The following is a 20919-nucleotide window of genomic DNA, read 5'->3' as shown; positions in this document are numbered from 1 at the left end:
TAGCAGAATGTTATTCTACATCTTGACGCGGTGGATTAGTTTTGACCAAGTGATGTCTGAAAAAATCGTACGAGCAGACCCGCGGCTCGTTAATGAAAGAGATAGTGGAATGGTCAGCCAATCCAATTTAATTTCAGTCTCCAACCAGCAAGGTGCCCCGCGCCGATTTGCATTTGTCTTGATCGAAGAGTTTTCACTGCTTTCATTTGCGGCCGCGTTGGATGCGTTGCGGATCGCAAATCGGATGTCCGGCAAATCTCTTTACAGCTGGACAGTGCTTGGAGAGAGCGCAGATATTGTTTTTTGTTCTGCAGGAACATCCTTCCGCGTCGATGACGGGCTTGTTGAGCTGAAAAGAGATGATACCGTCATCCTGTGCGGGGGCATGAATATTCAGCGGCAAACCTCTAAAAAGCTTTTGAATTGGGTGCGCCGCGAAACGCGCAAAGGCCTTTCTGTGGGCGGGCTTTGCACCGCAGCTTACACGATGGCAAAAGCCGGCCTGTTAAACGGACGACGCGCCACCATACATTGGGAAAATCATGATAGTTTTGCCGAAGATTTCGATGAGGTCGAATTAACAAAATCCGTCTTTATGAAAGACGGTAAGTTTATGACCACCGCAGGTGGCACCTCATCGATCGATTTAATGCTGAAATTAATCGCCGAGGATTTTGGCGAGGATTTGGCCAATGCTGTGGCAGATCAACTGATTTACAGCTCGATCAGAACCGACCAAGACACCCAAAGATTATCAGTACCAACGCGGATTGGCGTCCGCCACCCAAAACTAAGCCAAGTCATTCAAATGATGGAAACAAATATCGAAGAACCGATCAGCCCCTCGCTGCTGGCAAAATATGTTGGCATGTCGACCCGGCAGCTAGAGCGGCTTTTCAGGCGCTATTTAAACCGAAGTCCGAAGCGGTATTATATGGAGCTTCGCCTGCAAAAAGCCCGCAATCTTTTGATGCAGACGGATATGAGCGTGATCAATGTTGCGCTGGCCTGTGGCTTTGCCTCACCCTCTCACTTTTCAAAATGCTACCGAGCGCATTATCAAACCACACCCTATCGCGAGCGGGGCAGCCTGTCAGCAACCTCGAGTTGATTTGATCGCAATGTGCAAGGGCTTTGCATCGCAGAAAAACAGTTTAGCCTGAACTTATGCTGATATTTCAAGCATTCCTACTTTTCTTTTGCGACACAGCGTCATAAAGTTCGGTCTGGATTTGTGATCCTTACATGGGAGAAGTAACATGAGAAATTTTTTAATGGCCACGGCTGCGGCAGCTTTAACAGCAGGCACCGCAATCGCAGGCAGCCATAGTGGCGAGATTAAAATCGGCGTGATTTTGGGCTTTACCGGCCCGCTCGAAACAATCACCCCCTCAATGGGCTTGGGCGCTGAGCTGGCGATGAAAGAAGTCACTGCGTCAGGCAAATTGCTCGATGGCGCAACCGTGACGCCGGTGCGCGGCGATTCGACCTGCATTGACGCAGCCGCGGCAACAGCGGCGGCGGAGCGTTTGATCACATCTGATAAAGTGGATGCGATCATGGGCGCGGATTGTTCAGGCGTCACAGGCGCAATTTTGCAGAATGTAGCGCGCCCAAATGGCATTGTGATGGTATCACCATCAGCGACATCTCCTGCGCTTTCAACGGCTGAAGATGATGGGTTGTTTTTCCGCACAGCCCCGTCAGATGCGCGTCAAGGCGTCGTGATGACAGAAAATATCATGGATCGCGGTTTCAAATCCGTTGCTCTGACATACACAAATAACGATTATGGCAAGGGTTTGGCTGACAGCTTCCAAGCCGCATTTGAAGCCGCTGGTGGCACTGTAACCGTGTCTGCTGCGCATGATGAAGATAAAGCAGATTATTCTGCCGAAGTCGGCGCGCTGGCCTCAGCCGGGGGTGAAATTTTGGTTGTTGCGGGCTATGCAAACGGTGCTGGCACGCAAATCATCCAAGGATCGCTTGACACAGGCGCGTTTGACACATTCGTGCTGCCAGACGGTATGGTGGGTCAAGATATTGTCGACACAATTGGCCCAGATTTGACCGGCTCATTCGGTCAATATCCAGGCACCGACAGCAAAGGCGCTGACATGTTTGTTGCGATGGCACTTGGCGCCTCTTTGAACAATCCTGCAGAAGCTTTTGGCGGTTCTGATGCATTTGCGCCCGAAAGCTACGATGCTGCCGCTTTGATCATGCTCGCCATGCAAGCCGCTGGCTCAACTGATTCAGCCGCAGTGAAAGAGCACATAATGGCGGTTGCCAATGCGCCAGGCGAGCAAATCATGCCGGGCGAATTAGGTAAGGCGCTTGATATGATCAAAGCCGGTAAAGACATCGATTACGTGGGAGCAACCGCCGTTGAATTGATCGGACCGGGCGAATCAGCTGGTAACTATCGCGAGATCGAGATCAAAGACGGTGCAGTGGCAACGGTCGCATTCCGTTAATCTCTTTAAGTGAGAACAAAAAACAGCCCGGGAGACCGGGCTGTTTTGCATTTCAACCCTGCGCAGTGGATGAATAAGGGCAGTTGTTTTGATTAAAGTTCAAAATCTTCACAAACATTTTGGTGGGTTTCACGCGGTTGACGGAGCCTCGCTTGAAATTGCCTCAGGGTCTATAACAGGGTTGATTGGCCCGAATGGCGCTGGAAAAACCACTTTATTTAACGTCATCGCCGGGGTGCTTGCGCCGACATCGGGCAGCGTTTTGATGAATGGCGAAGATATCACCGGATTGGCGCCGCATCAGTTGTTCAGTAAAGGCCTGCTGCGCACGTTTCAGATCGCCCATGAATTTTCATCTATGAGCTGCCGCGAAAACTTGATGATGGTTCCGGCAAATCAATCAGGGGAAACCCTTTGGAACACTTGGTTTGGCCGCAAACGCATCGCCAATGAAGAACGGGCGCTGGCGGCAAAAGCGGATGAAGTCCTTGAGTTTTTAACCATCGATCACCTGCGCGACCATAAAGCTGGGCAAGTCTCTGGCGGTCAAAAAAAGCTGTTAGAGCTGGGCCGCACGATGATGGTCGATGCAAAAATTGTGTTTCTGGATGAAGTTGGGGCTGGGGTGAACCGCACGCTTTTGAACACAATAGCCGATGCAATCTTGCGGCTGAATAAAGAGCGCAATTACACATTCGTTGTCATCGAACATGATATGAATTTTATCGAGCGGCTTTGTGATCCAGTGATCTGCATGGCTGAAGGACGGGTGCTGGCAGAAGGGACGCTGGCCGAAATAAAGGCCAATGAACAGGTTATCGAAGCCTATTTGGGCACCGGCCTGAAAAACAAAACCACCGCATGAATAAGGGCGTCAGAAAATGAATATGAGCAGCCTAAATCTGCACGTTACTTGGATGCAAGCGAGTTAATTGGACATGAATGAGCCATTTTTAATCGGAGAAACGATGACCGGCGGCTATGGGCAGGGGCCAGATATTCTGCACAGCTGTACCATTGCGGTCGAGCGCGGAGAAATCGCGGTGATTGTGGGCCCAAATGGTGCGGGAAAATCAACCGCGATGAAAGCTGTTTTCGGCATGCTTCGCCTGCGCGAAGGCCAAGTGCGCCTTGATGGTGATGATATCTCACATCTCTCACCGCAAGATCGTGTTGCCAAAGGCATGGGATTCGTGCCCCAAACAAACAACATATTCACCAGCATGACAGTACAAGAAAACCTAGAAATGGGTGCGTTTATTCGACGGGATGATTTTCGCGAGACGCTTGAGCAGGTCTATGATTTATTTCCTATTCTGCGCGATAAACGCCGGCAAGCCGCCGGCGAGTTATCAGGCGGGCAACGCCAGCAAGTGGCGGTTGGGCGCGCGTTGATGACCAAGCCCAAATTGCTCATGCTTGACGAACCAACCGCCGGTGTCAGCCCGATTGTTATGGACGAGCTCTTTGATAGGATCATCGAGGTGGCCCGCACCGGCATACCGATCCTTATGGTTGAACAAAATGCGCGGCAGGCGCTGAGCATTGCCGATAAAGGCTATGTCTTGGTGCAAGGGCGCAACGCCTTTACCGGCAGCGGCGCAGAATTGTTGAACAATCCAGAAGTCCGCAAATCGTTCTTAGGGGGGTAGAGCTTTGCGTAAAGTTTTTGAATGCACTCGATTATGCGGTGGCGGTCTTTCACCTCAGACGCGTCTGCGCGCGCGCAGAATTGATCTAGGGGAATGCCCGTGATGGATCTGCTTAATGCACTGGTTGCGCTGGCCAATTATGTAATTATACCCGGCCTTGCCTATGGCAGCCAATTGGCGCTGGGGGCTTTGGGTATCACGCTCATCTATGGGGTGTTGCGCTTTTCTAATTTTGCGCATGGCGATACGATGGCCTTTGGAGCAACGCTGAGTATTCTGGGCACGTGGTGGCTTCAATCGATGGGAATTTCTTTTGGGGTTTTGCCAACCGCCCTTTTGGCGCTGCCCTTCAGTATTCTTGGCTGTATTGCGTTGATCTTGTTCACCGATCGTACCGTCTATCGCTTTTATCGCGTTCAAAAAGCCAAACCCGTGATCTTTTTAATCGTTTCGATGGGGGTGATGTTTATTATGAATGGCGTCGTGCGCTTCATCATCGGCCCCGATGATCGCACTTTTAGCGATGGTCAGCGCTTCATCATGTCCGCGCGCGAGTTTAAGGCCATGACCGGGTTGAAAGAGGGGTTGGCAATTAAAACGACGCAAGGCTTGACCATGATTGCCGCCGTGATTGTTGTTGCGGTGCTGTTTTGGTTCCTTGAGCGCACACGAACCGGCAAGTCGATGCGCGCCTATGCGGATAATGAAGATCTGGCTTTGCTCTCTGGGATCAATCCAGAGCGCGTGGTGATGGTGACCTGGATGATCGTCGCGGCGCTGGCGACGATTGCGGGCACGCTTTATGGGCTGGATAAAGTGTTCAAGCCCTTTACCTATTTGCTCTTGCTCTTGCCGATTTTTTCCTCGGCCATCGTCGGTGGGTTGGGCAATCCGGTTGGCGCGATTGCCGGCGGGTTTGTGATCGCCTTTTCGGAAGTTACCATAACCTATGCGTGGAAAAAGGTGGTGACCTATCTCGTGCCAAGCGATTGGGCCCCCTCGAGCTTGGTGCAATTGCTAAGCACTGATTATAAATTTGCAGTCAGCTTTTCTATTTTGATCATTGTGCTGCTATTTCGTCCGACCGGTTTGTTTAAAGGAAAGGCCTATTGATGGCGCAGTATAGAAACATTTTTCTGTTTGCAGCGATGGCATTGCTCATCCTGTTGACCGGTTTTTTGCAAAGCTGGAATAGCGCTTTATTGATCCTCAATATGGGGCTAATCAGCGCCATCATGTCCTTAGGGGTCAATTTGCAGTGGGGCTTTGCGGGCCTTTTTAACGTGGGCGTGATGGGGTTTGTAGCTCTGGGCGGTCTGGCCACTGTGCTGATTTCAATGCCACCCGTTACAGAGGCGTGGAGCGCAGGAGGGCTGCGCACCCTGCTGGGACTGGTGATTGGTGTTGCCAGCCTTTGGCTAACCAGTTTGGCCATTGCCCGCCTGCCATCGGGCAAAGCCAAAATATTGGGGATCATTGCAGGGCTGATTGTGGGGTTTTTCGCATTCAGATTTGTTTTCGATGGCGGAGTATCAGCGATCGAAGCGGTCAATCCAGCCTCAACGGGATATCTCGGCGGATTGGGATTGCCGATCCTTCTGGCTTGGCCCGCTGGCGGGCTGCTGGCTGCGGGTGTGGCCTGGATTATCGGAAAAACCGCCTTGGGCTTGCGCTCTGATTATCTGGCTATCGCGACGTTAGGCATTGCGGAAATTATTTTAGCGATCATGAAAAATGAGGATTGGTTGGCCCGAGGCGTCAAAAATGTAATCGGCCTTCCTCGGCCGGTTCCCTTCGAGGTGGATTTGCAAAACAACCCAGACTTTGTGGCAACTGCAAGCGACCTTGGCATGAATGCTGTGACCGCCTCGTCTATTTATGTAAAGCTGTGCTACGCTGGCTTGTTCACTGTCGTTCTGTTGCTTTTGCTTTGGATGGCCCAAAACGCGCTGCGCAGCCCATGGGGGCGCATGATGCGCGCCATTCGCGACAATGAAACCTCTGCGGAAGCTATGGGAAAAGACGTTACCAAACGGCATCTGCAGATCTTTGTGTTGGGCTCGGCAATCTGCGGCATTGCGGGCGCTATGATGACCACACTGGACGGCCAGCTGACCCCAGCGGGCTATCAACCCTTGCGCTATACATTCTTGATCTGGGTTATGGTGATTGTCGGCGGCTCTGGAAATAATTTTGGCGCAGTGCTGGGCGGTTTTGTGATCTGGTTTTTTTGGGTGCAGGTGGAACCAATCGGTGGTTTTTTAATGCAAGCAATCACCTCTGACATGGAAGATGGAAGCCCCTTAAAACAGCATTTGATCAGCAGCGTGGCGCATATGCGGCTGTTTACCATGGGTCTAATCTTATTGCTGGTGCTGCGGTTTTCGCCCAAAGGCTTAATTCCTGAAAAATAGCAAAACGGGTTGAGGTCCTCCACCAGGGGGCCTTGCAGACCGCTTTTTAAAGGTCGCGCATACCGCTTTGAAGCCCAGACTGCGACCAACAAAACCTGCGCTACAAACATCAACCGGCGATCAAGAACAGCGCCACGAAACACACCTCCAAGCCACTCCGAGCGCAGCGAGAGCTTTTGTATCCCCCAGGCAAAGGCGGCTTATTCAGCCGCTAATTTCCGATCTTTGAGCAACATCTTCAAATAATGGCCCGTGTAACTGCTTGTATTCTTGATGATGGTTTCCGGAGTTCCGGCGGCCACGATACGCCCGCCCCCATTACCGCCTTCAGGACCTATATCAATGATCCAATCTGCCGTTTTGACAACATCCAGATTATGCTCAATCACCACCACAGAATTGCCTTGATCCACCAGTTCATGCAGCACTTCTAGTAATTTTCGTACATCTTCAAAATGCAAGCCCGTTGTCGGTTCATCCAGAATGTAAAGGGTACGGCCCGTTGAGCGCTTTGCCAGCTCTTTTGACAATTTGACGCGCTGCGCTTCACCGCCCGAGAGCGTTGTGGCTTGCTGGCCCACCTTGATATAGCCCAAACCCACCCGCACCAATGCATCCATTTTTTCACGGATCGATGGCACCGCCTGAAAAAACGCCTGCGCATCTTCGACCGTCATATCCAGCACATCCGCAATACTTTTGCCTTTGAACTTAACCTCTAGCGTTTCGCGATTGTAGCGCGCGCCATTGCAGGTTTCGCAGGTCACGTAGACATCGGGTAAGAAATGCATTTCAATTTTGATAACTCCATCGCCCTGGCAGGCTTCACAGCGCCCACCTTTCACGTTGAAACTGAACCGGCCGGGCTTATACCCGCGGGTTTTTGCCTCGGGCAATCCTGCGAACCAATCGCGGATGGGCGTAAAGGCACCCGTATACGTTGCGGGGTTTGAGCGCGGCGTCCTGCCGATCGGACGCTGGTCGATATCGATCACCTTATCGAGAAATTCGAGACCTTTGATCGTTTCACAGGGGGCTGGCGTTTGTTTGGCTCCGTTCAAACGCATCGAGGCCGTTTTGAACAAGGTTTCGATTGTAAGCGTGGATTTACCACCGCCGGACACCCCTGTAACGCAGATCAGTTTGCCAAGCGGAAAATCCGCCGTAACGGATTTCAGGTTATTTCCGGTGGCCTTGACCACGGTGAGCATATTGCCGTTCCCACTGCGCCTTACCGCAGGAACCGCGATCTCTTTTATTCCTTGAAGATATTGCCCTGTAAGAGAGTTTGGGTCGGCCGACACCTCTGCTGGCGTGCCGCGGGACACAACATGCCCCCCATGAACACCCGCGCCTGGTCCGATATCGAACACGTAATCCGCCTCGCGGATTGCTTCTTCATCATGTTCGACCACGATCACCGTATTGCCCTGATCGCGCAAGTTTTTCAACGTGGTAAGCAAGCGGTCATTGTCGCGCTGATGCAGGCCAATTGAGGGCTCATCGAGCACGTATAAAACTCCCGTAAGGCCGCTACCAATCTGACTGGCCAGCCGGATCCGTTGGCTTTCACCCCCCGATAAGGTGCCCGCATTGCGGCTGAGGGTTAAATATTCCAAGCCCACATTGTTCAAAAATCCGAGCCGCTCGCGGATTTCTTTCAAAATCGACGCAGCGATTTGATTTTTTTGATCGCTCAGATGTTCGGGCACACTTTCGCACCAGCTCAGCGCATCTCTGATCGACATCTGCACAAGTTCACCCACGTGCAATTTGGCAATCTTAACCGCCAGCGCCTCGGGGCGCAGGCGGAAGCCATTGCAGCTTCCGCAGGGTTGGTTGTTCTGATAATTTTCAAACTCTTCGCGCACCCACGAACTATCGGTCTCGCGATATCGCCGCTGCATATTCGGAATGACACCCTCAAAACCGCGGGTTACCTGATAAACGCGGCCTCCGTCATCATAACGAAACTTAATCTCCTGATCCCCTGATCCGTGCAAAAACACCTTTTTAACGGCGGCGGGCAGATCCTTCCAACTGACATTCATGGACACGCCATAATGTTTAGAAATTGCCTCGATCGTTTGTGTGAAGTAAGGGCTCTTTCCCTTCCGCCATGGTGCGATGGCACCATCCCGCACTTTCAGCGTTTCATCCGGCACCACCAATCGCTCATCAAAAAAACGCTCTTGGCCCAACCCATCACAATCCGGGCAAGCCCCGAAGGGCGCATTGAAGGAAAACAGACGCGGTTCAATTTCCGAAATTGTGAAGCCGCTCACCGGACAAGCGAAATTTTCGCTGAAGGTAACCCGCTCAGGATCACCCTCATCCGGAGCGGTTTCCAAAATTGCAATGCCATCGGCGAGATCAAGCGCGGTTCGAAAACTATCTGCAAGGCGTGTTTCTATGCCCGCACGCACCACAATCCGATCGACAACAACGTCGATATCGTGGCGAAATTTCTTATCTAGGGTGGGCGGATCATCCAATTCATAAAACGCGCCATCCACTTTCACGCGTTGAAATCCTTGCTTTCGCAATTCAAGAAATTCTTTGCGATACTCGCCTTTTCGATCGCGCACGATCGGGGCCAATAAATAGGCCCGGGTGCCTTCTTGCATCCCCGCGACGCGGTCGACCATGTCTTGCACCTGCTGGGCCTCAATCGGCAAGCCAGTGGCAGGACTATAGGGCGTGCCAGCCCGGGCAAAAAGCAACCGCAAGTAATCATAAATTTCGGTGACTGTGCCAACTGTGGAGCGCGGGTTTTTGCTGGTGGTTTTCTGTTCGATCGAAATGGCAGGGCTGAGGCCAGAAATCTGATCGACATCCGGTTTTTCCATCATATCCAGAAACTGACGGGCATAGGCGCTAAGCGATTCAACATAGCGCCGTTGCCCTTCAGCATAAACGGTATCAAAGGCCAGCGATGACTTTCCGGATCCGGAAAGACCTGTTATCACCACAAGTTGATCTCGTGGAATATCCACATCGATTGACTTTAGGTTATGTTCGCGGGCACCGCGCACAGAGATGAATTTTTGATCTGCCATGATGTTCCTTACTCTACAATGCAAACATAGGCTGATTAAACTGAGTCTCCAATCAAATTTTGAGAACAAATATAGAACATTTGGTTTTACGTGGCCTTTTCCTCTGATCTTTCATTCTGTAACATTTGCTCGATCTATCGGCTTGAGCAATCGCCTTTAGGCTTCTAAACAGCAGATGAAGCAGAAGCAGGCGGCAGCTCGGGGATAAATAATGGCTGATAACACCTATATTTTGATTGATTTGGGGGGCAGCAATACCCGCGTCGCTCTGAGTGATGATACCACGTTGAACTCTGAAACAATTCAAAAATTTTCGAATGCAGGCTATGGCTGCTTAGAAGATATTATCAAAACCTATATGCAGGCGCAAAACCTAAGCAAGGTTACAGCTATTTGTGTTGCCGCTGCGGGGCCGCTTCGCGACGGCGTGATAAAAGTGACTAATCTAAACTGGGTTATTTGCCCGGATCGATTGCGCGCGCTTACCCAAGCCGATAATGTTGGTTTGCTTAACGATCTACAAGCCCAAGGATACGCGCTTAACGTTCTGCCGTTGGAAAGCCTCAAGCATCTTTATGGCCCTGCAAAAGCCAAAGTGGGGGCCACTAAACTGGTCTGTGGAATTGGAACCGGCTTTAATATTGCGGCTGCCTATCCTGCTTCTAATGGTGTGCTGGTGCCGCCTGCGGAAGCGGGGCATGTTCGGTTGCCCGTTGCAACCCCGATACAGCGCGAGCTGTCTGATTGGATTACATCTGAACGGGGGTTTGCATCTGTTGAAACCGTGCTGGCTGGGAACGGGCTGGAAACCTTAAACAGATTTTTTGATCCCGAGCACCCTCGCAGCGCCAGCGAAGTTATGCAAGCCGCGCAGGATGGACAGCGCGAGGCACGCCAAGTTGTAACTTGCTTTGCATCAGTCATGGGCTCTTATTTTGGCGATTTGGCCCTGGCACATCTGCCCCTCGGTGGCATTTATATGATTGGCGGGGTTTCCCGCGCAATCGCGCCCTATGTAACGCCGGAAAATTTCGGAGCGACCTTTCATGATAAAGGCGTCTTCTCCGATTACATGTCGGAATTTCCGATCTTTTTGGTTGAGGATGACTTTGCCGCGCTTAAAGGCTGCTTGGGCTATCTGCAACAATCGATTTAGGCAAATGCGGCGCTGCGCGCCAGACCCCAAATGACATCACGACCGTGCTCAATACAAAGAATATAGCAACCGCGATATATTGACTTTCCAACCCTATATCCCAGTCAATCATCACCCCGGTGATGCCCGGCCCAAGCGCAGAACCCAATACCATAATCGCGGCCGCCAATGATTTAATCGCGCCCAGATACCGGGTGCCATAGAACTCAGCCCAAAACGCATTTGGAAGCGTTGTATTTGCGCCGGCTGTGATGGCCAGAAACAGCAAACCCGTTACGAACATCATCTGCGATTGTCCGAATGCAAAGCACAAGAAGGCAACCGACATCGGCAATTGGTAAAACCAGATCAGCCTTGGGGTGCCAAAACGATCTAGCGCCCAGCCCGATGCCAACATCGCCAAAACCGCGCCCCCCGTATATAGCGGGAAAAAACTCACCAACGTTAAATGATCCCAGCCTTTTATGGCCGCGAAATGCACCTGTTGAAAGAAAAACGCCGTGTTAAACGCGCTGGGGCCCAGTAATGCCGGCATCATGCACCAAAAAAGTGGGTGGCGGATAACCGCGCCGCGCGTCCAATGCTGCGCATCCATTCCCAAAGAGCTGTTATCTTCTGCCATGGATTGCGGGGTTCGCTCTTGACGCAGCAAGCGAAATAAAACTGGTAAAGACAATAAAAGCACCCCAGCAGCAACGCTCCATAAAGAACGCCACGACACAAAGCCCATTAAAAACACGAACAATACGGGCAGAAAAGCTTCTCCGAACGAATATCCCAATCCCGCGATCGACAGCGCGCGCCCCCGATTGGCCACAAACCAGCGGGACATAGCCACCACGGCCAGATGCGAGCACATGCCCTGCCCCAATAAACGCAACGCGAAAATTGCAAAAGGCAGGTAAAACACATGCGACAGATTGGCCATCACAAGCGTTGCCCCCATTAAACCAGATAAAACGAAAAGCCCCAAAACTCGGGTCCGGAGGACATCGCTTAAAGTGCCCAGCCAAACCATCACTATCGCCGACGCCGTGGTGCCCAAGGAGTAAAACCCACCCCAAGCCGCGTGCGAGAGGCCGAATTCGGCCCGAATATGGCCTGAAAAGATAGAAATGAAGAAGGTTTGACCAAAGCTTGACATAAATGCCAGCAAAACCCCTGCTCCTAACCAGGCGCTATTTTGACGGAAGAACTGCAAAATAGGCACAGGCGTCTCCTTTGATTAGACCTCTGTGCTAAAGTTAAATGTTCCAAAAGGAAAGATTATAATGATGCGGTGCTGCAAGCTTGTTTTTACGGACCCAAGACCGCACATATTTTATATTTAAACGCTCTGCCACGCGCGTTTGCCGTAAAAAACTTTCAATTTCTATGAGGCCTTAGGCTAAAGCGTATCTTGGATATGATGTCCGAGACTTTAACGGGCGAAAAAGATCGATACACCAAGCAAGCAGAGCACAATGCCCGTGAGGTATTGTGGCTTTGTCTGACGTGTAGGGTTTGCGACAAACCATTCTCGCGCATAGCCGGATGCGAAGGCAACGCTCGCTTCAACGATAAAGACGCTAAGTTTCATCAAAATTCCAAGTAACAATATCTGGGAGCTTAAGTTTCCGCGTCCGCTGTCGGCAAACTGCAGTAAGAACGCAAATATGAAGATGATAGCCTTCGGATTAAGCAGGCTTGGGATGATTAGTGCTAAGTCTTGCCCTGGTGTGACTGCTAAGATTAAAACGGCTAAAATAAAAATAGGCAAAACAGAAATGTCAAACATGGTATTTCGTGGTTGTTAAGGTGATTTCATGTCAAAATTATATGAAAAGAGTTAGAGTATATCGCCCATTACAAGTTCCAGATACTCGAATCTTTGACCAAAAAAAGCATAGGCATTTGACAACAAAAAAGACCGGCGCCTCATCCGCAGGCACCTGCCAGTCATTCTTGAGCATAAAATTTTTATCCGCTTAGAAAGAAACCGTGGAGGGGTGCGTTCCTCTAAAAGCGTCTTTAATCATAAAGCCGTCTTCAAGAAGTATAGGCCGCCCCTCCACAAAACTCGTCACCAATACGCATACGCAACATCTCCAACCGCGCCGGGCACACAAAACCAAAAAAGACACCCAAACCAAAACGAATCCGAAAATGTTTCGCCTACCCATGCCATTAAAGGACAAAAAGATATTTTTCAATACAAAAGTATACATTTACATCCTTTAAATTCACGCTTGCAAAGCCCGTAAACCAAAAACCGCCAAATTTCACCTAACGCGAAATGATAAGGCTTGCGCAAAGGCCTCCAAAAGCGCCACTTTCGGACAGCTCAACTCGTCCACCATGAGCACGCGCAATATCAGCGGCAATTGGAAGCCCAAGACCAACCCCCGATCCTTTATTTTGGTTGCGCGCGGGATCAAGACGCGAAAATGGCTTCATGGCTTCTTCATAAAGCTCTGGGGGAATACTTGGCCCGTCATCCTCCACGGAAATCATCAGGCTGCGCGCATCATATTGAAGATCAACAACCGCTTTCGTGCCATACCGCACCGCGTTCATAATCAAGTTTTCAAGCGCGCGTTTGATCGCAAGCGGACGCATCTCAACGAGGATAGCGCTTGGCTTGCAGCGCAAAGAAACGGAATATCCGGCGCGCGTTGTATCTAGTACAATCATTTGAACCAACTCGAACGGGTTGGTTGCCTCTGATTTACCCCCTTCATCGCCCTGCTCGCGGGCAAAGGAAAGAAATTCATCCAAGAGCTGGCGCATTTCATCAACATCGCGTTCGAGCAATTTGCGATCATCATGCTCGAGCATAGACAGGCCCAGCTTCAAACGTGTCAAAGGTGTACGCAAATCGTGACTAACACCCGATAATATCATTGTGCGTTGTTCAATATGGCGTTCAATGCGTGCACGCATATCTAAAAACGCCCGTCCCGCTGCGCGCACTTCGATCGCCCCAGAGGGGTGATATGGTAGGGTCCGCCCCCGGCCAAAGGCCTCAGCCGCAGCGGCCAAACGGGTGATTGGCCGCAATTGATTGCGTAGATAAATAAATGCAATCAAAGTGAAAAACACACCAAATACAACCATATTGACGATCAACTGGTGCGGGTTTGACGGCGACACCCTGTCACGTGAAAATTCAATATCAAAATAGGCTCCCGCCAATTCAAGCCGCAGATGCACCATTTTAGGCGTATCAAGATTAACCGCCACCAAACTGTCTAATAGCTCAAACTCTTTTACAACAACCAATCCGGTTAGATCATAAAAATGCCGAAAAGTTGCCAAATCCGGAGCATCGGCAGCAACGGTCTCAATGGTGATATTCAAAGCTTTGGCCAAATTTTCCGTCGCTTCGGTCAGACCCTGATCCGCGATCAGCCGCGCGCTTAACAAGCTAAGTTCGCTGATCACTGTCCGGCTCATCTGCTCGGTCACCCCTTCAAAGTGTCGCTGGATAAACACGATGGAGACCACAAGCCAGAGCAACACCACCGGCAGCACCAAAATTAAGGCCACGCGACCATACAGCCCCGAGGGCAAATAGCGTTTGAAGGATCTAAACATCACCTCTACATCTAGAACAAGTTTAGAACCGGGGAAACAAAAATGGACTCTGCCCACCAAAGCTTTGATCCGCCTGTTGGCATAGCGCAGCAAATTGCGCCAAATCTTCGCAGAATTTTGGCCCCAAATCCGTCACCCATGACGTTTCGGGGCACGAACACCTATCTGCTAGGCGGGTCTGATCTGGCGATCATTGATCCCGGGCCCGATCAATTAACGCAGTTAAGGGCGATCAAAGCAGCGCTTCAGGGCACGCAAAAAATCACCCATATCCTCATTACCCATTCGCATCTTGATCACTCGCCTTTGGCGCGGCGGCTTTCGGCGGATTGCGGCGCGCCCATTTTTGCATATGGGCGCTCTGATACAGGGCAAAGTGACCGCATGAAAGCGCTGATTAAATCGGGCTATAGCGGCGGTGGAGAAGGCGTCGATTGCGAATTTACCCCAGATCACACCTTGAAAGACGGCAGCAAACTGGCTGGCCCTGATTGGGAACTGGAAGCAATTCACACCCCGGGGCATTTTTCAAATCATCTCTGTTTTGGCTGGCAGGAGGCCGCTTTTACTGGCGATCATATCATGGGTTGGGCCAGCTCGATGGTGTCGCCACCCGATGGTGATATGGGTGATTTTATACGCTCTTGCGAAACGCTTTTGCAGCGCGACTGGAACGTTTTCTACCCTGGTCATGGCGATATTGTTCAAACACCAAACGCGCGTATTCGCGAGTTACTTGCGCATCGAGAGCACCGAGAACGCTCGATACTTGCGGCCCTGTCAGTAGAGGGGCGCAGCATAAAAGAGATCACAAAAAACGTTTATCGTGACACCTCTGACGATTTGCTCCCAGCTGCCGAACGCAACGTATTTGCTCATTTGATCGACCTTTGTGAACGCCAAAAAGCCATCTGTGATGAACCAATCCGTTTTGAAAGCCAATTTCGATCCCTGACGTCATAAAACAAAAAGAAAATTAATATAAAAACCGCTGGACGCGGAATTCTTGTATTGCTATAGCGGAGCCAGTTCCGGCGTAGCTCAGCGGTAGAGCAGTTGACTGTTAATCAATTGGTCGTAGGTTCGATCCCTACCGCCGGAGCCAAATTCACAAACAAAATCAAAAAGTTACATGATTTATGTGGGAATTTAGGTGTATAGCTAAAAGTTATAAACAGTTATAAACATTTCTTGGTGTGAAATTAGAGACATTAATCGTCAAAATATGTCCAAGAAAGTTGCAGCGTTCCTCCCATCTCTTTGATTAATTTTTTTGAGGCCTTTGCTTTAAACACTAATTCTTCGGTCAATCTCCGAGAACTCGCTCAGTTAAAATACCACCTTCGAGTAATTCCTTACGCCTCGGATACCACATTCCATCCGATCCGGCTCTTAGTGTCTGGATCGCAAACTGTGGTTTAACTCCTCGCTCAAGCAGATATTCAAACTTTGTAAAAATTTCGGCTTGAGTATCTTCATAAAGCCAAGATGCAAAATCAAAAGGAGTTTCCCAGCCTTCATTTTCCTTCTCAGCGTTATAGTATTCTTCAATGCTGTCTGCCGCCCACCAACTTGCATGAAAACCAATTTTGCCACCAAGCGCTAATGTTCTGTCTCTTCCACCAAGAAACATTGTAACACACGCACTTTCGCAGGTACCTTCAACATAAGTTTTTATGTCAGCATCAATAATGAGATCAGCCATATCATTAGCTGCCCCTGTCTTAGCCCCCTAGAACTGTGCCAGTATATTTTGGCAAAGGGAGTAAGGAAACATGGCTCGGAAGCGATATTCTGATGAAGATGTATTGAAGTTGTTACGCGAGATTGATGTTCATTTACATGATGGTTTGGACGTTGTGAGTGCGTGTCGCAAAGCTGGGATTTCAGATAAGAGTTATTATTACTGGCGTAAGAAGTTTGGAGGTCTTTCTCGTTCACAGGTTTCTGAGATGAAATCGCTCAAGAAAGAAAACGAGCGCTTGAAGAAAATCGTCGCTGACTTGCAGTTAGACAAATTGATCCTCAAGGAGAGCCTTGATCATCTAAAGCCGCGGGCCTGACGCGGGCTCAGCTTCGTCAGGCTGTCATTCATACGCGTCAAAAGCTGGATATTTCTGAGCGGCGTGCTTGCGCTGTTCTGGATGTAGCCCGCTCAAGTCTGCGCTATCAAGCCCAACCCACAGATGACAACGAACTTCGCTTGGCGATGATCCGGCTGGCCAAGCAATATGGGTGGTATGGTTATAGGAAAGTCACAGCTCTGCTGCGCATGGAAGGCTGGCGTGTTAACCACAAGAGGATCGAGCGCTTATGGATTGAAGAAGGTTTGCAGCTGCCGCGCCGGCACAACAAGCGCAAACGGCTTTATCATAAAGACAGCTCCATCATCAGGCTGCGGCCCACACACCCCAACCATATTTGGGCGATCGACTTTGTGCACGATAAGCTTAGCAATGGGCGCAGCTATAAAATGCTCACGGTTCTAGATGAATATACCCGTGAAGCGCTCTGCGTGGCAGTGAGACCCAAAATGAATGCGAACGACGTTTTGGAGACACTGCACCCGCTGCTGATCAAACATGGTAAGCCAGAGTTTATTCGCTCTGACAACGGACCCGAGTTCATTGCCACGCATCTGCAGGACTGGCTGAAGAAGGTTGGGATCAAACCAATGCAAATCTATCCGGGCAGCCCTTGGGAAAATGGATACAACGAACGCTTTAACGGCACCTTGCGAAAAGAAGTGCTCAACGCCGAATGGTTTCACACCACACGGCAAGCCCAGGTCGCTATCAATGTTTGGCTTAGGCAATACAACCAGATCAGACCTCATCATGCATTGAACATGCGCCCACCCGTACCAGAAACCTTATTAGAGAAACCAAAAATCAATGGACGAATTTAGGGGGCTAGACAGGCCACCTGAAAAAACAGACCTGAACATTGGATTTGTGCCGATCACCTGCGCGACCCCGATAATTATGGCACAGCCTTTGGGTTTCTATGAGCGCTACGGTCTCAATGCCCAAGTGATCAAAACCGCAGGTTGGGCCGTTGCGCGCGACAAGTCTCTGAACGGAGAATATGACGCCTCGCACATGCTGACGCCTATGCCTTTGGCGATGAGTCTTGGGGCGGGGTCGGTTGCGGAACCTTACATCATGCCAGCTGTCGAAAACATTAACGGACAAGCCATCGTGCTGTCGAATGAACACCTAGACAAACGTGATCCTAAGCAATGGAAGGGCTTCACCTTCGGCGTGCCGTTTGAATACTCGATGCACAATTTCCTGCTCCGGTATTACGTGGCCGAGTTTGGCTTGGACCCCGATGTCGATATCCAGATCCGCGTTGTGCCGCCGCCAGAGATGGTTGCCAACCTGCGAGCCGGCAATCTTGACGGCTATTTGTCGCCCGATCCATTCAATCAGCGCGCCGTCTATGAGGGCATCGGGTTCCTGCACATGTTGACCAAGGATATTTGGGAAGGCCACCCTTGCTGTGCCTTCGCAGCCCCCCTGTCATTTGCGCAACAGTTGCCAAACACCTATGGCGCGCTTTTGAAGTCGATCATCGACGCCACGCAATATGCATCAGCAGCCGAGAACCGTAAAGAAATCGCGGAGGCAATCGCCCCCACCAACTACTTAAACCAGCCAGTCACGGTGATCGAACAGGTCCTTACAGGCACCTACGCCGACGGCCTGGGCGAAGTGAAGCGCGTGCCTGATCGGATAGATTTCGACCCCTTCCCGTGGCATTCCATGGGCGTATGGATCCTGACACAGATGAAGCGGTGGGGCTACATCGAAGGCGACGTCGACTACCGCGGCGTCGCGGAGCAGGTCTACCTGGCCGCTGATTGTAAGAAAGTAATGGAAGACCTCGGGTATGAGGCGCCGGACATCACCTACAAATCGCACACTATTATGGGTAAGACCTTTGATCCTGCGAAGCCGGAAGAATACGTCAGCAGCTTCCCGATCGGAAAAGGGTAAGCCATGGGCACCCTTTCCTTGAACCAACGAGCCGCTTTGCTGTCCGTATTTATGCTGGTTGTCGGTCTCCTGATATGGGAGGCCGCCATTCCTGCCCAAAAGGCCGCTAAAGAGTTGACGGAATACGAAATTCTGACTGGTGCTGGCTCCCCAAAGGCTGGTGTCCCGCCACCCAGTCAGGTCATTATCAAGGCATGGGATCAACTAAGCGACCCTTTCTATGATGCGGGACCCAACGACAAGGGCATTGGCATTCAGATCGGGTATTCGATCTACCGTGTCCTGACAGGCTATCTCCTTGCCGCATTGATTGCTATCCCCTTCGGGTTCCTGATTGGGATGAGCCAAGTGGCTTACAAGGCTTTCAATCCGTTCATTCAGGTGCTGCGCCCAATCTCTCCGCTCGCTTGGATGCCACTTGCGCTGTTCATCATCGGAGACAGTGAGGCTTCTGCGATCTTTGTGATTTTCATCTGCTCGATCTGGCCGATGTTGATCAACACCGCTTTTGGCGTTGCCGGAGTGCGTGAGGACTGGGTGAATGTTGCCCGCACCCACGAGCTTGGGCCGATCAAAACGGCCTTCACGGTCATCTTGCCAGCTGCTGCGCCGACCATTTTGACTGGAATGCGCATCTCGATAGGTATTGCGTGGCTGGTCATTGTGGCGGCTGAAATGCTCGTCGGTGGCACGGGCATTGGCTACTACGTTTGGAACGAATGGAACAATCTTGACCTGACCTCAGTCGTTTTTTCGATACTAATGATTGGTGTGGTGGGCATGTTGCTGGACGCAATGTTCGGCCTGCTACAGCGCCGTGTCACCTACGCCGAATGAAGGAAGCCTCATGAAACCATTTCTAAGCATCGAAAAACTCGTCCAGAAGTTCCCAAACGGGAACGGCGGCGAGATGACTGTTTTTGAAAATGCCTCTTTCGGGGTTGAGAAAGGCGAATTCGTGGTTATCCTTGGCCATTCTGGCTGCGGCAAATCTACGATCATGAATATCCTTGCTGGCCTTGCTGATCCGACAAGTGGCTGCGTGATAATGGATGGGCAAGAGGTCAAAGGCCCCAGCCTTGACCGTGGCGTGGTGTTCCAGAACTACTCCTTGCTCCCTTGGCTGACGACGCTCAAGAATGTTACGTTTGGGATCAAGGCGCGCCACCCGGAATGGACCAAAAGCCAAGTCGAAGAACACGCGACAAACTTCCTTGCGATGGTTGGGCTTGAGGGGGATGTTATCCACCGCAAGCCAAGCCAGTTGTCAGGCGGCATGCGCCAGCGGGTGTCGATTGCGCGCGCCTTTGCAAACCATCCGAAGCTGTTGCTTCTGGATGAGCCTTTCGGCGCACTTGATGCCCTAACGCGCGGGACTATTCAGGACGAGCTGCTCAAGATTTGGGGGCAGATGGAGCAGACGGTTTTTATGATAACTCATGACATCGACGAGGCGATCCTGCTGGCTGACCGCATCCTGTTGATGACAAACGGACCGTACGCGCGTGTTGCCGAAAGTGTCGAGATAACAATCCCGCGCCCGCGCAACCGGACTGAAATCGTCGAACACCCCAACTACTACGCGATCCGCAACCATTTGGTGCAGTTCCTTGGTAAACGATCAAAAGAACTGGCTGGACAACCAACGGAAGCAAGCAAAACGAACAAACCCAAAACGATCAGGATCGACTTGACCGATCCCACAGAAGACCCCGAAAACAAACGACCCACCTTAAAGGCAGTAAGTAGCTAAGACCGAAGGAGACCAACATGAAAGACCTCACAATGACTGCATTGATGACCAAAGAAGACGTCACCGCGCTGATCCTGTCCGCCAAGAAACAGGCTGGACTGACATGGGAAGATATCGCCGAGAAGATCGATATGTCGCCTATCTGGACCCATTCTGCCGCAATGGGCATGAATGCCTTTCCGCCCGAGAAAGCAAAGTTGATGGTCACTGTCATGGGGCTGCCGCAAGAGGCGGAAAGTGTTTTGGCCGAAAGTCCTACCAAGATTTGGGAGCAAGCCGTGCCAACCGACCCCTGCATTTACCGCTTCTACGAAATCGTTGGCGTCTATGGCCCGACGCTCAAGGCTCTGATCCAAGAAAAATTTGGTGACGGGATCATGTCTGCCATCGACTTTGATATGACTTTAACGCGCGTTGAAAACCCAAAGGGGGATCGCGTGAAGGTCGAGATGTCAGGCAAGTATCTTGGCTACAACAGCTGGTAGGTTGCAATGACTGTTATGCCGGTGCCGCCGTTTTTCCTATGACGCGCTCAAGAAAGTTCTGACAGCTGAATATGTGTGGAACACACGTGATGTAACTGTAAGATTAAACTCGGTTGAAGCGGGCAGGGCGGTTTCGTAGCCTTGCCGTATGACAAAAAACTCCACATTCAGGTCCTTTAAAACCAGTCCTGAGATCATCCGCTTGGCTGTAATGCTGCACGTTCGGTTTCCGCTCTCACTTCGTAACGTGGAAGATTTTCTGCACGAACGAGGCATTGAGGTTGGCCTCACACAAGCTGCCACTGTCGCCATATATAACGAACGCATACGTCGCCCTCGCCTATGC

At 50.9% G+C, this 20919-nt stretch carries 16 protein-coding genes, 1 tRNA gene and 3 pseudogenes; 15 read left to right on the top strand and 5 right to left on the bottom strand.

Going from position 1 to position 20919, the window contains the following annotated elements; translation table 11 throughout:
• The first annotated feature begins 109 nt into the window (after positions 1-109).
• The 6 genes from GN241_06225 to GN241_06200 all read left to right on the top strand — a co-directional run bounded on the left by GN241_06225 (position 110) and on the right by GN241_06200 (position 6543).
• Entirely contained in the window at positions 110-1111 is a 1002-nt protein-coding gene (locus GN241_06225; GenBank protein XAT56997.1) for a helix-turn-helix domain-containing protein, read from the top strand.
• A 148-nt stretch (positions 1112-1259) separates the two neighbouring features.
• Positions 1260-2477, top strand: a complete 1218-nt coding sequence (locus GN241_06220) for an ABC transporter substrate-binding protein (protein XAT56996.1) — start codon at positions 1260-1262, stop codon at positions 2475-2477.
• A gap of 88 nt (positions 2478-2565) precedes the next feature.
• On the top strand, positions 2566-3342 hold the full coding sequence (locus GN241_06215; GenBank protein XAT56995.1) for an ATP-binding cassette domain-containing protein: 777 nt from the start codon (positions 2566-2568) through the stop codon (positions 3340-3342).
• A gap of 73 nt (positions 3343-3415) precedes the next feature.
• On the top strand, positions 3416-4129 hold the full coding sequence (locus tag GN241_06210) for an ATP-binding cassette domain-containing protein (protein ID XAT56994.1): 714 nt from the start codon (positions 3416-3418) through the stop codon (positions 4127-4129).
• Between the two features lie 102 nt (positions 4130-4231).
• Positions 4232-5242: a branched-chain amino acid ABC transporter permease gene (locus tag GN241_06205; GenBank protein ID XAT59195.1), complete on the top strand. Its 1011-nt coding sequence runs from the start codon at positions 4232-4234 to the stop codon at positions 5240-5242.
• Positions 5242-6543 carry a branched-chain amino acid ABC transporter permease gene (locus GN241_06200; GenBank protein XAT56993.1) on the top strand — a complete coding sequence of 434 codons (1302 nt, stop codon included), beginning with the start codon at positions 5242-5244 and terminating at the stop codon, positions 6541-6543. Before GN241_06205 ends, GN241_06200 begins: the two co-directional genes overlap by 1 nt.
• A 200-nt stretch (positions 6544-6743) precedes the next feature.
• On the opposite strand, the gene uvrA is transcribed toward GN241_06200, so the two are convergent.
• Positions 6744-9602 carry an excinuclease ABC subunit UvrA gene (gene uvrA / locus GN241_06195; protein XAT56992.1) on the bottom strand — a complete coding sequence of 953 codons (2859 nt, stop codon included), beginning with the start codon at positions 9600-9602 and terminating at the stop codon, positions 6744-6746.
• Positions 9603-9813: 211 nt separating this feature from the next.
• Here uvrA and GN241_06190 point away from each other — a divergent pair, with 211 nt between their 5' ends.
• Positions 9814-10758, top strand: a complete 945-nt coding sequence (locus GN241_06190; protein XAT56991.1) for an ROK family protein — start codon at positions 9814-9816, stop codon at positions 10756-10758.
• Here GN241_06190 and GN241_06185 read toward each other — a convergent pair.
• The 3 genes from GN241_06185 to GN241_06175 all read right to left on the bottom strand — a co-directional run bounded on the left by GN241_06185 (position 10721) and on the right by GN241_06175 (position 14334).
• Positions 10721-11902, bottom strand: a complete 1182-nt coding sequence (locus GN241_06185; GenBank protein ID XAT59194.1) for an MFS transporter — start codon at positions 11900-11902, stop codon at positions 10721-10723. The genes GN241_06190 and GN241_06185 overlap by 38 nt on opposite strands.
• Positions 11903-12178: 276 nt before the next feature.
• Positions 12179-12535, bottom strand: a complete 357-nt coding sequence (locus GN241_06180) for a LysE family transporter (protein XAT56990.1) — start codon at positions 12533-12535, stop codon at positions 12179-12181.
• A 488-nt stretch (positions 12536-13023) separates the two neighbouring features.
• Positions 13024-14334, bottom strand: coding sequence for a HAMP domain-containing protein (locus GN241_06175; protein XAT56989.1), 1311 nt, complete (start codon positions 14332-14334; stop codon positions 13024-13026).
• A gap of 42 nt (positions 14335-14376) precedes the next feature.
• On the opposite strand from GN241_06175, the gene GN241_06170 reads away from it, so the two are divergent.
• Together GN241_06170 and GN241_06165 are read left to right on the top strand one after the other, a co-directional pair.
• The gene (locus GN241_06170) at positions 14377-15297 is read left to right on the top strand and encodes an MBL fold metallo-hydrolase (GenBank protein XAT56988.1); all 921 of its coding nucleotides are present in this window, start codon (positions 14377-14379) and stop codon (positions 15295-15297) included.
• 67 nt (positions 15298-15364) lie between these two features.
• Positions 15365-15439, top strand: a tRNA-Asn gene (locus GN241_06165).
• Between the two features lie 201 nt (positions 15440-15640).
• On the opposite strand, the gene GN241_06160 is transcribed toward GN241_06165, so the two are convergent.
• Positions 15641-16039: a hypothetical protein gene (locus tag GN241_06160; protein ID XAT56987.1), complete on the bottom strand. Its 399-nt coding sequence runs from the start codon at positions 16037-16039 to the stop codon at positions 15641-15643.
• Between the two features lie 70 nt (positions 16040-16109).
• On the opposite strand from GN241_06160, the pseudogene GN241_06155 reads away from it, so the two are divergent.
• The 6 genes and pseudogenes from GN241_06155 (at position 16110) to GN241_06130 (ending at position 20856) form a co-directional block, all read left to right on the top strand.
• Positions 16110-17242, top strand: a pseudogene (locus tag GN241_06155) (IS3 family transposase).
• Positions 17243-17261: 19 nt separating this feature from the next.
• Positions 17262-18335, top strand: a pseudogene (locus GN241_06150) (nitrate ABC transporter substrate-binding protein).
• A 3-nt stretch (positions 18336-18338) separates the two neighbouring features.
• Positions 18339-19172: a nitrate ABC transporter permease gene (ntrB, locus tag GN241_06145; protein ID XAT56986.1), complete on the top strand. Its 834-nt coding sequence runs from the start codon at positions 18339-18341 to the stop codon at positions 19170-19172.
• Between the two features lie 10 nt (positions 19173-19182).
• On the top strand, positions 19183-20088 hold the full coding sequence (locus GN241_06140) for an ATP-binding cassette domain-containing protein (protein XAT56985.1): 906 nt from the start codon (positions 19183-19185) through the stop codon (positions 20086-20088).
• 44 nt (positions 20089-20132) lie between these two features.
• Entirely contained in the window at positions 20133-20573 is a 441-nt protein-coding gene (gene cynS / locus GN241_06135) for a cyanase (GenBank protein ID XAT59193.1), read from the top strand.
• A gap of 148 nt (positions 20574-20721) precedes the next feature.
• Positions 20722-20856 (top strand): annotated as a pseudogene (locus tag GN241_06130) (IS6 family transposase).
• The last annotated feature ends 63 nt before the right edge of the window (positions 20857-20919 follow it).

Source organism: Rhodobacteraceae bacterium IMCC1335 (genome assembly GCA_039640495.1).
Classification (GTDB): Bacteria; Pseudomonadota; Alphaproteobacteria; order Rhodobacterales; family Rhodobacteraceae; genus Thalassovivens.
The sequence above is the reverse complement of the archived record's forward strand: the minus strand, read 5'-3'. Positions and strand labels throughout refer to the sequence as shown.